General features: G+C 64.3%; 13 protein-coding genes. 6 read left to right on the top strand and 7 right to left on the bottom strand.

What is annotated here, in order from left to right:
- The first annotated feature begins 3 nt into the window (after positions 1-3).
- The 3 genes from BLQ01_RS18645 to BLQ01_RS18635 all read left to right on the top strand — a co-directional run bounded on the left by BLQ01_RS18645 (position 4) and on the right by BLQ01_RS18635 (position 3,449).
- Positions 4-978 (top strand): NAD-dependent epimerase/dehydratase family protein, encoded by a 975-nt coding sequence (locus tag BLQ01_RS18645; RefSeq protein ID WP_091553522.1) that lies wholly within the window; start codon positions 4-6, stop codon positions 976-978.
- A 56-nt stretch (positions 979-1,034) separates the two neighbouring features.
- Positions 1,035-2,339 carry an LssY C-terminal domain-containing protein gene (locus BLQ01_RS18640; RefSeq protein WP_091553520.1) on the top strand — a complete coding sequence of 435 codons (1,305 nt, stop codon included), beginning with the start codon at positions 1,035-1,037 and terminating at the stop codon, positions 2,337-2,339.
- A 186-nt stretch (positions 2,340-2,525) separates the two neighbouring features.
- Positions 2,526-3,449 carry an AEC family transporter gene (locus tag BLQ01_RS18635; protein ID WP_091553518.1) on the top strand — a complete coding sequence of 308 codons (924 nt, stop codon included), beginning with the start codon at positions 2,526-2,528 and terminating at the stop codon, positions 3,447-3,449.
- 486 nt (positions 3,450-3,935) lie between these two features.
- Here BLQ01_RS18635 and BLQ01_RS18630 read toward each other — a convergent pair whose 3' ends face one another.
- Genes BLQ01_RS18630 through BLQ01_RS18620 form a run of 3 tightly spaced genes read right to left on the bottom strand, consistent with a single transcriptional unit; the run spans position 3,936 to position 7,840 of the window.
- The gene (locus BLQ01_RS18630; RefSeq protein ID WP_091553515.1) at positions 3,936-4,442 is read right to left on the bottom strand and encodes a universal stress protein; all 507 of its coding nucleotides are present in this window, start codon (positions 4,440-4,442) and stop codon (positions 3,936-3,938) included.
- A 58-nt stretch (positions 4,443-4,500) separates the two neighbouring features.
- Positions 4,501-4,842: a CU044_2847 family protein gene (locus BLQ01_RS18625; protein ID WP_026541119.1), complete on the bottom strand. Its 342-nt coding sequence runs from the start codon at positions 4,840-4,842 to the stop codon at positions 4,501-4,503.
- On the bottom strand, positions 4,826-7,840 hold the full coding sequence (locus BLQ01_RS18620; RefSeq protein WP_175493491.1) for a CHAT domain-containing protein: 3,015 nt from the start codon (positions 7,838-7,840) through the stop codon (positions 4,826-4,828). The genes BLQ01_RS18625 and BLQ01_RS18620 overlap by 17 nt, the downstream gene beginning before the upstream one ends.
- 204 nt (positions 7,841-8,044) lie before the next feature.
- Here BLQ01_RS18620 and BLQ01_RS18615 point away from each other — a divergent pair, with 204 nt between their 5' ends.
- A complete protein-coding gene (locus BLQ01_RS18615; protein WP_026547727.1) occupies positions 8,045-8,245 on the top strand; it encodes a hypothetical protein in 201 nt (66 codons plus the stop codon).
- 165 nt (positions 8,246-8,410) lie between these two features.
- On the opposite strand, the gene BLQ01_RS18610 is transcribed toward BLQ01_RS18615, so the two are convergent.
- Positions 8,411-9,442 (bottom strand): LLM class flavin-dependent oxidoreductase, encoded by a 1,032-nt coding sequence (locus BLQ01_RS18610; RefSeq protein ID WP_091553511.1) that lies wholly within the window; start codon positions 9,440-9,442, stop codon positions 8,411-8,413.
- A 170-nt stretch (positions 9,443-9,612) separates the two neighbouring features.
- The gene (locus tag BLQ01_RS18605) at positions 9,613-9,975 is read right to left on the bottom strand and encodes a CBU_0592 family membrane protein (RefSeq protein WP_175493490.1); all 363 of its coding nucleotides are present in this window, start codon (positions 9,973-9,975) and stop codon (positions 9,613-9,615) included.
- Positions 9,976-10,158: 183 nt separating this feature from the next.
- Here BLQ01_RS18605 and BLQ01_RS18600 point away from each other — a divergent pair, with 183 nt between their 5' ends.
- Entirely contained in the window at positions 10,159-11,082 is a 924-nt protein-coding gene (locus BLQ01_RS18600) for a LysR family transcriptional regulator (RefSeq protein ID WP_026541124.1), read from the top strand.
- Positions 11,083-11,125: 43 nt separating this feature from the next.
- On the opposite strand, the gene BLQ01_RS18595 is transcribed toward BLQ01_RS18600, so the two are convergent.
- Positions 11,126-11,905, bottom strand: a complete 780-nt coding sequence (locus BLQ01_RS18595) for an isocitrate lyase/PEP mutase family protein (protein ID WP_091553509.1) — start codon at positions 11,903-11,905, stop codon at positions 11,126-11,128.
- Positions 11,906-12,017: 112 nt separating this feature from the next.
- On the bottom strand, positions 12,018-13,220 hold the full coding sequence (locus tag BLQ01_RS18590) for a GGDEF domain-containing protein (protein ID WP_091553507.1): 1,203 nt from the start codon (positions 13,218-13,220) through the stop codon (positions 12,018-12,020).
- 357 nt (positions 13,221-13,577) lie between these two features.
- On the opposite strand from BLQ01_RS18590, the gene BLQ01_RS18585 reads away from it, so the two are divergent.
- Entirely contained in the window at positions 13,578-14,825 is a 1,248-nt protein-coding gene (locus tag BLQ01_RS18585; RefSeq protein ID WP_223944218.1) for a WD40/YVTN/BNR-like repeat-containing protein, read from the top strand.
- Positions 14,826-14,830: the final 5 nt, after the last annotated feature.

The raw sequence follows: 14,830 nt of genomic DNA, 5'->3' as shown, positions 1-14,830 counted from the left end.
ACAATGAAAATCGTGGTGATCGGCGGCAGCGGCCATATCGGGTCCTTCCTTGTACCCAGGCTCGTGCGGGCCGGGCATGAAGTCATCAACATCAGCCGCGGGACCGGCACTTCCTATGTTGCTGCGCCTGAATGGCAGCAGGTCCGCCAGGTAACCGCGGACCGGGAGCAGGAGGACCGGGAGGGCAGCTTTGGCGACCGGGTAGCGCAACTGGGTGCCGACGTCGTGGTTGACCTCATCTGCTTCACGCCCGAATCTGCCAGCGCTCTGGTTGGACGCCTGCGCGGCGGGACCGGCCATCTGCTGCATTGCGGCTCCATTTGGCGCTACGGCATCAGCCTGAAGTTGCCCCTTGTTGAAGGCGCGGACTCCGCTGCAGAGCCCCTGGATGAGTATGGGATCCGGAAGCGAGACATTGCCCGCATGCTCAAGGAAGAGACGGCAGCGGGCGGGTTGGCCACCACGTCGATTCATCCCGGCCACATCGTGGGTCCCGGATGGCAGCCGATCGGGCCGTTGGGGAACCTGGACCCGGGAGTGTGGAAGACGATTGCCGCAGGGCACGCACTCCAGGTTCCGGGGAACGGCACCGAGTTGATGCATCATGTCCATGCCGACGACGTCGCTCAGGCCTTCGAGAAAGCCATCCTGAACTGGGAATCGGCTGCCGGGGAAGATTTCAACATTGTTGCCCCCACCGCGTTGACGGTTCGGGGTTACGTGGGCATGGCGGCATCGTGGTTTGGCCAGGAGCCTCGTATGGAAACGGTGGGCTGGGAGGAGTTCCGCCGGAGCACCACTGCGGAAGCTGCCGATATCAGCTGGGCCCACCTGTCCCGCAACCACTGCGTGAGCATCCAGAAGGCTGTATCGATGATCGGGTACGCGCCGCGCTACGAACCCGAGGAGGCAGTCCTGGAATCCCTGCAGTGGCTTATCGCCCACGGCCAGCTCGACGTACCGAAACTGCGGGCCTAAGCCTGTACAACTGCCACCCGAAGTCCCAAGCTTAAGGGGCCACAGGGGGGAGCTTCATGGACACAGCGCCGAACAAGGACGCCACGGACAGCAGGCTCGACCACGGGTTCTTCGTCCTCGGTGGAGCCGCCACGGTATGGCTGGCATTCCTGTTGGTGGGCGAAAGCTTCCATCTGGGGTGGGGCCAACTGTGGTTCTCCCTCGTATTTTGGGCATTCCTTGCCTACCTGCTGTTGCCGCGGCTGCACCGGATCCTGACCACCATTTACGTTCCCGGGTATTTCATTGGCCGCGCCCGGACCAGCGACGGGCTGCTGGGTGACCCCGTCAACGTCGCGTTGCTGGGGGCCGAACCCCAAGTCCATGCGATCATGAGGTCCGCCGGGTGGACCCTGGCCGACGACGTCACCTTCGCCAGCAGCCGGCGCATCGTCAGTTCCACCATCTTCCGGCAGAGCTATACCGAGGCTCCGGTCAGCCCGTTGTATCTCTTCGACCGGCAGCAGGACTTTGCCTACCAGCAAGAGGTCAACAACACCCCCGGCAAACGCCACCACGTCCGCTTTTGGCGATGCCCTGAAGGGTGGCTCCTCCCAGGCGGACACCAGGTGGACTGGCTCGCCGCCGGAACATACGACCGCAGTGTCGGCTTCTCGCTCTTCACCTTGCAGATCACGCACAAAATCGAGCAGAACACGGACGTGGAGCGGGACCACATCGTTTCCACCGTGTCGGCTGCCGAAGCCAGTGTCTCCGTGCACGTCATCAAGGACTTTTCCACCGGCTACCACACGCGCAACGGCGGCGGTGATTCCATTTCAACCGACGGCGACCTGCCCATTGTCGATGCCCGCAGCGTCTCCGTCCCCGCCGACCAACCACCCAGCCGGACCGACAGCCGTGACCGGCGTCCGGCACCCATCGTGACCGGTGCGGTCCTGGTTGCCATCCGGGCCATAGCCGCTTTTACGTTGGCGATGACCCTGCTGACGTCAGGCGGCGACATTGGCCTTGAAGATGTCGTCCTGGATGCGGAGACCACGACGTCGGTAATCGTCACCATGGCGGTCATCGTCCTGCTGTTCGGACTTGGCGAGGTTTTCCTGGCCTGGCGGATCTTCCTTGGCAGCAATGGGGCCCGGGTGATCGCCATGGCTTTGAGCTCCATCTCGATCCTGGTGCAGGCCGTCGACTATTCCACCGGCACTGCCAACCTCACCCTGGAAGCCGGCCTCTCCGGCCTGGCCTCGGACATCCTCGTCCTCTTGGCGTTGTCCAGCCAGCGGGCCAGGGTCTATGCCAAGCGGCAGCGCGTCCCGGCCGTTCCGGCTTCCGTAGTGGTTCGGCGTGTGCCTTCCTGACCTTCTTTGAGTGTTGGTTCGGCCTGACACGCCTTCCTTTGCGGCGTGTCGAGGTGGTTTCGGACCCAAAGTGGGTGGTGACGACGCGTGGCAGCCCCGCCGTTTCCTGCCCGATAGGGTTAATCCGTTCCCAGCCAGCCTGCGTCACCAGCCGGGCCTCCAGAGTTACGGATTGAGGAAAACGGTGTGGACGGAGTCCTTCAAGGTTTCTTTGTGGTCAGCGTGGTGCTGCTCATTGGCTACATCCTTGGCAGGACCAAGGCACTGGGTCCCGAGGGCAGCAAGGTTCTCTCGACGCTGACTTTCATGGTGGGGCTGCCCTGCCTGATGTTTTCGGCGATTGCCTCGCGCCATATTTCAGATGTCCTCAGTGCCACGGGCCTGATTTCGGTGGTCACCGCGGTGGCGGTCATGCTCGTGTTTACCGTGGCTGGCCTCATTGGCCGCTGGGGTGTCCGGCGGACCACTATCGGCGCGCTGTCCGTAGGAATCGTGAACTCCACCAATTTGGGGGTGCCGTTGTCCTTGTATATCCTCGGCAGCGCCACGTACGTCACGCCCATCATGCTGTTTCAGCTGGCCATCGTGACACCCATCGCCTTGACCATCCTCGACCTCACAGATCCCGCGGGCAAACATGTCTCCGTCTGGCGCGTGCTGTCCATCCCGTTCCGCAACCCTGTCACCGTGGCAGCAATTCTCGGGGTGGGCGTGAGCGCTTTGGGCATCGAAGTGCCCTCGCTCATCCTCGACCCCCTGGCGCTTGTAGCCCAGTTGGCTGTGCCGCTGATGTTGATCATCTTCGGCATGTCCCTGCACGGGCTCTCCGTCCGGCCCGGCATCGGCGATCGGGCGCCCACCACTGTGGCCGTGATCCTCAAATCTGCTGTTCAGCCAGCGCTTGCCTGGATCCTGGCGGCATTCATGTTCCATCTGGACCCGTTCAGCACGTTCGTGGTCACCGCCTGCGCCATCCTTCCCACCGGCCAAAACGTGGTGCTCTACGCGGTCCGGTACGGCGTGGGCCAGGGCATTGCCCAATCCACGGCGGTGTTCACCAGCATCCTGGCCGTGCCGCTGCTTCTTGGGGCAGCGTGGCTGTTCGGCTGAGCCGTTGTGATTTCCCATCCGCGTTGGAGTCGGCGCTCACGCCGTGGAAGTTCCGTCTTCAAAAGTAGGCGGTCCCGTCGCCACCCACTTTGAATCGGCTGAAGGCTGGACACGCCGGTGCATGCGGCGTGTTGCCGTTCTCGGAGATCCAAAGCGGGTGGCGACGGTACGCGGCACGAGGCCAGCCACCCGTTGAAGGCCGCCCCCATAAGGCTCGACGACGGCACTCACCATTAGCGCCGCCGTCGTCCCGTCAGCGTGGGATGTGGAAGAGCGTCCGGCTGGAGGGGAGGGGATGTGGAAGAGCGTCCGGCTGGAGGGGAGGGGATGTGAGAGAAGGTTGCTTAAACAAAAGAGCTCCGGAGTGCGTTATTGGGGGATACGCACTCCGGAGCGGTCTTTGAGCAGGGGCTTTCGCTACCCTGCAGTAATCACTCTACGTCGCCCGCAACCCCTTCGCCACCACCTCGAATAACTACTTTCGCTTTAGTTTCCATGGGGAGCTTCCGGCCGCTTTTTCTGGGGCACAATCAGCACCGGCCGGCGTTGGTGATGGCTCAACCAAGCGGCCACGGAGCCGTTGAGGGCCTCGGAAATCCGGTGGCCAAACCCGGGTTCGGGTGTTCCCACGATGATCATGGAAGCGTTGATATCAGCGGCAAGCCTGCCCAGTGCCCGTGCAGGATCTCCCGCCAGCAGACGCAACGTCCACTCGGCGGTGCCGCCGTCCATCGCTTCCGCGATCGCTTTGCCGAGGTCACCCCGGACGGCTTCGACGTCGGCGTTGTCCTTCTCAGGGTGCAGCGACATCCGGTGTGTCTCCCGCGAGGGGTCCCACTCAACGAGGTAGCTGGCCTCGTCCACATAGGCGCACACCAACGGCACGCCGAGCCGCTCGGCCAACGTCCGGGCGGTCTGCAGGACCTCCACGTGCTGGTCCGGAAGAACCCCCACCACCAGGGGAATCGGTCCGCTGAAATCTTCCACAGCCATACCCTTATTGTTGCGCCGGGGTGCCCCAATGAACAGGTTGTTCAGAGGCGTAGGGGCATCAGGTTTCCGTCGGCTTGTTCCACGTCAGTCGCACCTTGAAGTTCGATGCCGTACTGGCCGAAGCGATGAACGCACCCGCCTCGGCATGGAGGTCTATCCCGAATTCCACGCTTACCTCATCAGGACGGTTTTCCAGGCTCAGAAGCTCATCGATCACCCCTTGGACCGCTGGGCGCACGTGGGCCAGCGCGCGCTCAAAGGTCTGCTGGGCCCGGGCAAAGACCCCCGAATGGTCCCCGGCGTGATCCCCGCCCCTTGTCACCAGGCTCCCCGCGGCGTTCGCGACCTCCACAACTACCGTGCCGCCGTCGTCGGTAGTGAATTCAACCAACCTGCTCATGTTCCTGTCCCTTCTCCGCTGCGGCAAGGCGGCGGGCCGCCACCACCAGTCCGACCCCCGCCGCACAAACAACCACAAGCTGAATCAACACAAAGTACGCATGCGTCCGGTACCAGGACTCAAGGAAGACTCCCTTGTCCTGCACCCAGACCAGCGGGACTGTCACCGTGGGCCACATGAGCAGCCATCCGAACGGCTTGGAGGTGCCGGACCTCAAGGCCAGGAGTCCCGCCCACGCGCCCAGGCCCGCATGCACAAAGCTGGCAACGACGGCGGTGGCGTCCACCGTTTCGTTGAGCCCGGAAAGCCCAAAAACAGCCCCGGAAACCACCACGCCCACCATCGCCACCCTGCCGGCGGCGGTGCGGTCGGGAAGTCCCGCCACGGCCAACAGCACGTACCCCAGGGGTGCCACCAGGCCGTAGACGACGCGGAGGGACCCATCGCCCCCGCTCTCGTACCAATAGTTGTCGTCCAGCCAGAGGAAGTAGACCGCGAAGCATGCGCCCAGGCCGCCGGCCACCACCAGTGCGACACCTCCCCACAACAGCGGCATCCACCGGGGTGTGGTCAGCCCGTCTCCGGGGACCCCCGCGGAAGGGCCCGGTGTCGGGGCGCCGGTTGTCGACGGTTCGCCTCTTGAAACGCCGGCGTTCGACGGCGGGATGGCAGCGGGTGCCTCGGCCGCAGTGGTGGATGTGGCTGAGTGCATTGTGGCTGGGGGTGCGCCGGCCTTGCCCGCGGTGGTGGATGTGGCTGGGGTCGGTGCGGCTGGAGCTGTTGTCCGGCCGGGGTCTTTCAACGGGCGACGGGGTTGGCCCTGGTCCGTCGAGGGCGGGGTGAATGCCGCCATTTTCCGTGCCGGCCGAACCGGGGGATCGGCTGCCGTGTACGAGCCCTCCGGCTTCCTTTCCCCGGACACCGCATCCATCCCGGTCCCGGCCACCGCAACGTTCGAAGGGTCCGTGGGCCTGGTTTTCTCCAATTCCTCCCGGGCTGCCGTTGCGAGCCCGTCCGGATCTGCGGCGAGCGGATCCACGGTAGCCAGCTCTGCTGAAACGTCCAGCACCGCCTGCCAGGAGCCGAGGGAGGAATGGTATCGGAGCTCACCTTGCAGGTCCGAGATTCGTTGGCGGCGCTCGCAGTCCTGCCGTCGGGAGGCGGCGTCAGGGAATGCGGGGTGGTCCTGGACCGCTGCGAAGCCATCTGCTGCGGCCAGCCAATCTTCGGTCTCCTCGGCCTCCAGTGCTTCGCGATAAGTGCGCTCCAGTTCCAGTCTTTGCCTCGCGTTGTCTCTCAGGGTTGTCGCGTCAAGGTACCCGGGCTCCAGCGTCAGGAGGTCTTCGAACAGTTCCACGGCCTGTTCCAGTCGGCGGGCCCGCAACTCGGCGGAAGCTTGGACGTACAGCGCCCTCAGTTGCGCACGTTTCATGGCCTGCTCTTGGGCGGCCCGCGGTTGGGCCACTCGATTGGCATTGGCCTGCCCGGCATTGGCCTGCGGCGAGTTGGCGCCGGGCTGTGTGCCTTGCCCGGGGGTGCCCGGAACCTGCGGAGTCGTCAACTGCGCTGTTTGGGTCGGTAAACGGGGGTCCTGTACCGGGTCGGGCGATGACGCCGTTGAACCTTTGTCGGTTGGTACCGCAGCTTGACCGCCCGGGGTGCTGGTCGCCGTCGAACCTGTGTTGGTTGGTACCGCAGCTTGACCGCCGGAGGTGTTGGTCGCCGTCGAACCTGCGTCCGCTGGTGCCGCAGCTTGGCCGCCCGGGGTGCTGGCCGCCGTCGAACCTGCGTCCGTTGGTGCCGCAGCTTGGCCGCCCGGGGTGCTGGTCGCCGTCGAACTTTCAACGGACGCCCCGCTTCCAACCCGCGCCGTGCCTTCAACTGCCACCGGAGTGCGCGGTGTTCCTTTCAACGTGAACAGTTGAGTGGTGCCGCCGCGGACGTAGAGGGCCGGGGTGACCCATTCGAGCGTTCCGTCGGGGCTGGCCATGACTGAGATCCTGCCGACGCGCGCCGCCTCATCCACGGTGCGGCCGTTGGCGATCGCGGCGTAGAAGCCGTGGGCGAAGGCGATGGCGGCGTAGTCGCTGATGGCGAATTGCATTGCAGCGACGGCGCCAATGCCGCTCCTGACCAAGGCGGACGCCGTACCTGAGAAAAGGTCTGATTGGCCCATTTCCCCGGATGAGCAGGAGTTCAGCACCACCAACCTCGGGCGTGGCGCGGCGACGCTGAGCAGGGCCATCAACCTGACGGCGCGGACCATGGCGGCCCTGCCGTCGGGACCCACCAGGGCTATCCTGCCTTCGTCGGTTCGGGAGTCGTAGTCGCCGTGGCCCACAAAATGGACCACATGCCAAGGCCCGGCCAACAGCAAGGACTGCACATCATCCCAAGTCCCCGTTTTCGCCCAGACCAGCTCCACCCGGCCTTCGGCAACGGGGCCAGCCAACGCACGGGCCAAGTGTTCTTTCTCGGCAGCGACATCCAAGGAGGGCAGGTCCCGCGGCGAGGCAACAATTCCCAGGATGCGCAGAGCGGGCTCCACATCCAAGGGGTTCAAGTTGTAGTCCGGTGCGGGGATGTGGCGGAGGAGGGGCTCGGTCTGGCAGAGGTAGGTTTCAGTTTCGGGGTCGAACAAGGTCTCCCAGGGCATGGTGGCCAGTTCCGGCGCCGACAACCTTAGAACCACCCTGAGCTGCTGGCCGGCGTGCTGCGCGGCGCCCAGGCTGGCACGGTAGGTACCGTAAACCTCGCGGGTGAACAGAGCCTGGAATAACTGTTGTCCCACTTCCCGGACGGCCATTTCAGCCACGGGCATGGTCCTTCGCGCAGCCACGGCAGAGGCCAGGACCGTGGCTTCAAGTTGGGGGAGCCGTTCCAGGATGCCATCCACATCCAGGGTGAACGTGCCCGAAGCGTGGCCTCCCGCCGGTGCACGGACCACGTGCACCGCATATTCGCCGCGTCCAGAGCCGGCATCAATCTCCAGCTCCATGTCACAGTCCATGGCGGATCCCTTGTGTGACGGGAGTCCGGCCCAACGAAGCGTACGCCGGGAATTCCCCTAGGAACAGAGTGGCCCTAAGCGGGGCCCGCCACAAGGGCCGGACCCTTGTAGACACCCCCGCCCCGGCCTACGGTTAATCCGTGCCCGCGGCGTACTTGAACCCACGGCACATCCGAAAGAAGGCGGTCCGCGATGGAAATTTTCATGTGGTGGCTCGATCTGCACCTGGACAGCAAAGAATGGTTGCGGGAAAACCTGCGCGTCGATGAGCTTCCCCTGCCCGTACTGCAGCATATTGCCGAAGCCGGGGGACCCCATCCGGACAAGGTCAGCGGTGTGCTGACGGAGGCGGACTGGGACTTCATTGAGACACAGTCGGAGTTTGTGGACTGACGCTGCGTGGCCCGCGACGCCGGTCAGGCGGGGCCTGGCTCGCGACGCCGGACTGACGCTGCGTGGCCCGCGACGCCGGTCTGACGCGGCCTGGCCCCGCGACGCCGGTCAGACGGTGCCAGGCCCCGCGGCGCCGGTCTGACGCGGCCTTGCCCGCGACGCCGGTCAGGCGGCGGGCGTCCACCCCAGGGCCGGCCCGAGTTTCTCCGCGATGTCGGTGAGGATCTGCACATAGTCCTCGTGCTCGAAGCTGAAGGGCAGCGCGAATGCCACCTCGTCCACCTCTTGGAAACCTTGGTGGGCGTAGAGTTGCCCGGCGATCTCCTCGCTGGTTCCGATAATGTCCTGGGCGAACATCATGCCCTTCGGTCCCTGGGGCGCACGGGTACGTGGGGTCCGTTGGTCCACATACCGCTGGTATTTCTGCCGCTGGTCCGGTGAGGCCGAGTCTGTGGGAATCACCACCAGGCCTTGGGAGACGCGGGCAGGATGGCCTGCTTGGGCTGCGGCTTCGCGATAGGCGCGGATCTGGGACTGCTGGACCCCGGCAAAGTCCGGTTCCTGGTCCTTGTCCGGGAAGATCACGCTGCTGGAGAGCAGGTTGAAGCCGTTTTCCCCGGCCCACACCGCCGATTTCATGCTCGCAGCCCCGTACCAAAGCCGCGCACGCAGGCCCGGTGAATGTGGTTCCACGCGGTGCGAAAATTCCTCCACCACGCCTTGTTTACCGGAAAATTCCCGGATTTTCTCCCCGGCGACCAGACGGGCAAGCCGGTTCACACGGGCGTAGCTGAAATCCTCTACATCGGCCGTGTCCGGGTAGAGCTCATGCTTCACGGTGTCGTAATTCATGGGTTCCCCCACGCTCAGCCCCGGGTTGATGCGTCCACCAGAGAGAAGGTCCACGGTGGCCAGGTCTTCGGCCAGGCGCAAAGGGTTTTCCCAACCCAGCGGCGTCACGGCAGTTCCCAGCTCAATCCTTGAGGTGCGCTGGCTTGCTGCTGCCATGACCGCAACGGGCGAGGAAATCCCGAACTGCAGATGCCGGTGCCGGAGCCATGCGCTGTCGAAACCCAGCCGTTCCCCAAGCTCGATGATCTCCAAGGTGGACCGGTGCCCTGCGGCCGGATCCGCGGGATCGAACAGGCCGATGGTGAGGAAACCAAGTTTGCGCAGGGGATGTTCGGGAGTGGGCATTGGCTTCCTTCACGGTTGGGCGGCGGCTACTGCCCAGAATAGGCTCCGGTACCAGGCACGACGTCGGGACGTTACCTTTTGTGATGCCGATGCTGGTGCTGGCGCCGTTCCTGGTGCCGGTGCTGGTGCTGGTGCCGGCGCCGTTGAAGGACTTTGGTGCCGGGCGGAGGCTATGCGGCGATGGCGCTGGGGCGGGTGGCCGCGACAATGACCTGGGCGGCGGTGTCCGGGCCAAGGGAGGAGGTCCTTTGAGCCTGTTCCTGAACCTGTGCCTGGTGAGCCTCGCGCTCCTGCCGTTCCTTTGCCCGCATCCGGAGCAGCGAAACTGCTGAGATCAGGAACCAGGCCACGTTGGTCACTACGGAAGGCCATGCACCGTGGAGCGTCCCATTGATGATGAAAGCGCACGAACCAAGGAGGTTGACGGTTTGGAAGGTAGCGCCTGCCTGCAACCAACCCATGGACACTGACAAGTAGCCGCCGAGCATTGCCACTGCGCCGGCCCAGCCGGTGATTTCGAACAGCAGTTCCATGGGATTTCCTTTCGGGATTTGGGCACCCCGGAAGGCGCCGGTGGGCGGCGTCTGATCCGGAGTGGAGGCTTGATTAGCTGATCGGTATTTCGAGGCTGAATCGTGCTTTTGAGTCAATATTGGGCGAGGATTGCCTTTAGATCAATTGCAATCTTCTGAAGACGGAGTTTAGGAGCGCTTAACATGGATGTGGACCCCCGCAGACTCCTGGTCCTTCTTGCTGTCGCCCGTACCGGAGGCGTCCTCGCAGCTGCCGATGAACTGCGCATTACGCCCTCCGCGGTGTCCCAGCAGCTAAGCAAACTTGAGGCCGAGGCAGGGCAGTCGCTGCTCCTTCGAACCCCCAAAGGGTCAGTGCTCACACCCGCGGGCCTGGCCATGGCAGAGGCGGGGGAAGAGATAGAGCGTGCGCTCAACGTCGCAAGGGCCCGGATGCAGAGCGAAGTGAATATCGCAGGCGTTGTACGGGTGGGCGGCTTCACCAGCTTCATGCGCACAGTAGTGATCCCGCGCCTTCCGGAATGGCGGAGCCAATACCCCCAACTGCAGATCCAGATCGTGGAGGACAGCTTCCCTGCGGTGATGAGGCTGATTCGCCAGCGCCAGCTCGATGCCGTGGTGATCGAACAGGACTCGACGGCGGCAGAGCAGCATCCGATGGCCGCCGGAATGGTCCAGGAGCCCTTGATGGATGAGCCGTGGAAACTTGTGGTGCCCGCAGGCAGCCTGCTGGGCACGGATAACATCGATCTCAGCCGCTTGCACTTGCCCTGGCTGGGAGTGGAGTCATCAGCAGCCAATACCGCAGTGCTCGGACGCCTCCGGCACTCCACGGGGGCACGGATTGAGACTGTTCATCAGTACCACGACACCCTGACGGCGCTGGCACTCGTCGCTGCCGGTGAGGGGGTGGCCATTGTGCCCACCCTTGCGCTCACGGGAGTGGTCCACGACCATGTGGACATCCTGGACGTTCCTGGTTTGGGCACCCGGCACATCGCCCTGCGACGCTTCGATCGCCGTCGGGCAGCGAGCCTGCCCGTGGACACGGTGGCCCGGCTTCTGCGGGAATCCGCAGCTGCCTTCGACACCCGCTCCGGCTCTTGACCTGTCCCGCCGCCACCGACGGAACAGGCCAGGAGCGGCCCGGCTAGTTCAGCGCCGGAGTGTCGGTCGGGATCACGCCGGAGCCGTAAAGATCCGAGGCAAGATCCTGCAGTGCCCGCAAGGCCACGCGCTGGGTGAACGGACCGTAGGACACCCGGGCCACACCGAGTTCCTGGAGTTCTGCAGCCGGAAGGGCTCCCGGGGCGCCGATCACCGAAAGCTTGCCGTGGCCGAGGCCTTCAACCAGCGGCTCGATGACCTCACGGGTCATGGCGCCGGGCACGAAGACCAGGGCAGCACCGGCGTCGAGGAAAGCGCGGCCGCGGGCGATGGCATCCTGGATGCTCTCTTCAATGGGGCGGTCGCCGCCCCGCACAATGGCATCGGTGCGCGCATTGAGCTGGAATGCGATTCCTTCATCTGCGGCAGCCGAGATGATTGCCTGGACGCGGGCAACGGCTTCGTCGAAGGGACGGAGTCGGTCTTCGACGTTTGCACCGACCACGCCAATCGCAATCGCCCGGCGGATGGTCTCGGCCGGGTTGTCGTAGCCATCGTCCAGGTCTGCGCTGACAGGGTGATCCACGGCGTCGACAATCCGCTTTACTCCATCCAGCGCGACGTCCAAAGGCATGGTTCCGTCGGCATATCCGAAGGACGCAGCAATGGAATGTCCTGCCGTCGCAATCGCCTGCGTCCCAGGAAGCTCTGCGATGGTCCGGGCGCTGATGGCGTCCCACACGTTCACCACGCTCAGGATTTCGGGGGCCTCGTGCAGGGCTTTCAGCTTTTGTGCGCGTGCATTGGTGTTTGCTTCAGTCATCGTCGCTCTCCGTTAATGTTTGTCCTCCGTGATTCACGGGTGGGGACCACTCTCACTTGCCACCAACAGCCTAGGCATAAGGCCACGCCAGGCGATACCAACCTATGTGAACTTACGACGGCGGACGGCTGGCTTCGGGCGCGGGTTCCGTTCCCGCAGCTCCCACCACCCGGTTCCGCCCCTGCGCCTTCGCGCTGTAGAGGGCGGCGTCGGCCACGTTGATCATGAAGGAAAGGTCCTGGACGTCGGTTCCCGTGGAGGTCACGCCATAGCTCACTGTCGGGAAGGGCAACCCGTCCGGACCCCTCATGGACTGCAGGTGGTCACTGATTTCGGAGGCGATTGCCTCGGCCCTCTGTTGGGAGGCGCCGGGCAGGAAGAGGATAAACTCCTCCCCTCCATACCGCCCTACGAGGTCTGTTGACCTGACCGAGGCGGTGCAGGCTGCAGCGAAGGCGCGGAGGGCTGCGTCTCCGGCTGAATGCCCATGCTCGTCATTGATTGCCTTGAAGTGGTCCAGGTCGGCGAGGATCAAAGCTGCCCCCCGGCCGGACGGCCGGGCGAGGGACCGGGCTGCCAGGTCCAGGAACGCGCCCCTGTTGAGCAGGCCCGTCAGGTGGTCACGCTCGGCACGTTCCCGGAGGCGTTTGATCAGCTGCTTGTTGCTGAGCGTATTCATGGTGGAGGACACGGACACCAGGAGCATCAAATGCATGAGGGCCGCCGGCGCGTAACCAAAGAAGTCAAGGAACACCGCGCTGTTGGGCCCGGCTGCCACAAAGGTGATGCCGCGGGACAAGTAGTACAAGGCAGTCAGCGCGGCAATCAAGGACAGGAACGTGGTGATCCGCGAGCGTCCGGGCCTCGCGAACCACAGTTCCACGGCGGCCAGGCTGATTCCCAGCGTAGTCAGGCTGAGGTACGTCAAGCCGCCCGACCATACTCCGGATCCCGGGTCATCCAATGCCGAGGCAAGTCCGCTGAGCAGGGGAGCCGGTACCAGGAGCCACGGGGTGGCGCGGCGGTCCCTTAAGGTACGGGCTCCCGCCCAGAGGCAGAAGGTACCGGCAACAACCAGGGCCTTGCCCAGCGGGTTTGCCCAGAATTGCGAGGCCGTCCCGTTCAGGAGGAAGGCGGCGTTGCCAACAAAGAACAGGCATAAGGCAACCCGCCACCACCCGGCGTATGCCGAGTGTCTCCGCTGGGACGACACACAGGAAATGACGATCAGGGCCAGGGTGACCAGGCCGAGGACCATCCTTACGGAGAAGGGGTCCAGGACTATTGCTCCCTCTTGCAGTGCTGCTGCAACCATGGCGCGGCCCCGCTAACGCGCTGGGACCGCAGAGTTCCCTTGTGACGGCTTCATGGCTCCCTGACCTCGCAAAACATCTGTTCCCCCAACAACGTTGTTCCGGCCTCGTGACCGCAAAACCACAGTCAAGCACGTTTTCTCCCGCGCCGGGGGACAACGGTGGTTCTGGCTCCAGAAAAGTTTTTTCTATTTCCGCGTCACGATCTGGAGTTTGGCGACACTGTAACCGTTAGGAGTTCTTTGCCCAGAGTTTGAACGCAATGGAAAGTCCGGCCGAATCTGCTGAGGGCATCCCAAAACTGCGACTATCCACATACGCCCGGAAAACCGTTGCCACCCACCCGCACCGATGGTTCGATGGGACTCATGGCAACCGCAGATAACGCAGAGAGTTATGTCCTGGCTATCGGGACCAAAAAGGGCCTGTGGCTGGCAACCAGCCCGGACCGCAAGGATTGGTCCCTCTCCGGCCCGCACTTCCTGATGAGCGAGATACCCAGCATCGGGATAGATACGCGCAACGGCAAAACCCGGATCATGGTGGGAGTCCGTTCCGAGCATTGGGGGCCCACCGTCGCCCACTCCGACGACCTTGGAGCCAGTTGGACCGAGCCGGAGCAAGGCGCCATCAAATTCCCGGAGGGCACGGATGCAGCCCTGGAACGCGTCTGGCAGATCTACCCCGACGCCGAGTCCCGGCCCGGCGTGGTGTGGGCCGGGTGTGAACCGATTTCAGTGTGGAAATCCACCGACGGCGGCGAACACTTCGAGTTGAACCGCGGACTGTGGGACCACCCCCACCGCAGCGAATGGGGTGCCGGTTACGGGGGAGCGGCGGCACACTCGATCGTGGTTGACCCGTCCGGCGAGAAAGTCCACATCGCCATGAGTACGGGCGGGGTGTACAGATCGCTCGACGGCGGGACCTCCTGGGAGCCCCGGAACAAAGGAATCTCGGCCTACTTCATGCCCGATCCCAACCCCGAGTTCGGGCAATGCGTCCACAAGATCGCGGCAGACGCCGCCGTCGAGGGCCGTTTGTACGCTCAAAACCATCACGGCGTGTACCGCTCGGATGACAACGGGGAGAACTGGGAATCGATCGCGGACGGGCTGCCTGCGGATTTTGGCTTCGTCATGCTGACGCACCCGCGGCGCGAAGGAACCGCGTGGGTGATTCCGTTGAAGGCCGATGGCGAACGCATCCCGCCGGACAGCAAGCTCAGCGTCCACCGCACCAATGACGCCGGCAACACGTGGACCGAACTGCACGCCGGGCTCCCGGACCATGAGTACAACGCCGTCCTGCGCGATGCCGCGTCCGTGGACACGGCCGAGCCCGTGGGGGTGTATTTCGGAACCCGCGGAGGTGCCGTCTATGCCAGCGCTGATGAGGGCAGCACCTTCACGGAAGTTGCCTCACACTTGCCGGACGTCCTGTGCGTAAGGGCCGCCGTCGTGGTGGACAACACGGCAGGAGTGGAAGCGCCACTGGCTGCGGCGGAAGCCACAGTGATTGCCGAAGCCGCAGTGATAGTGGAGGCAGCGGCCCAGGAGATTGACCCCACTCCGGGCGATCAAGCCAGCGCGCCGGTGCCGGGTTAGGCCCC

The sequence above is a fragment of the Arthrobacter sp. UNCCL28 genome (genome assembly GCF_900102805.1).
GTDB classification, from domain to species: Bacteria; Actinomycetota; Actinomycetes; order Actinomycetales; family Micrococcaceae; genus Arthrobacter; species Arthrobacter nicotinovorans_A.
Note: the sequence above shows the minus strand (reverse complement) of the source record. Positions and strands in the feature narration are given on the sequence as shown.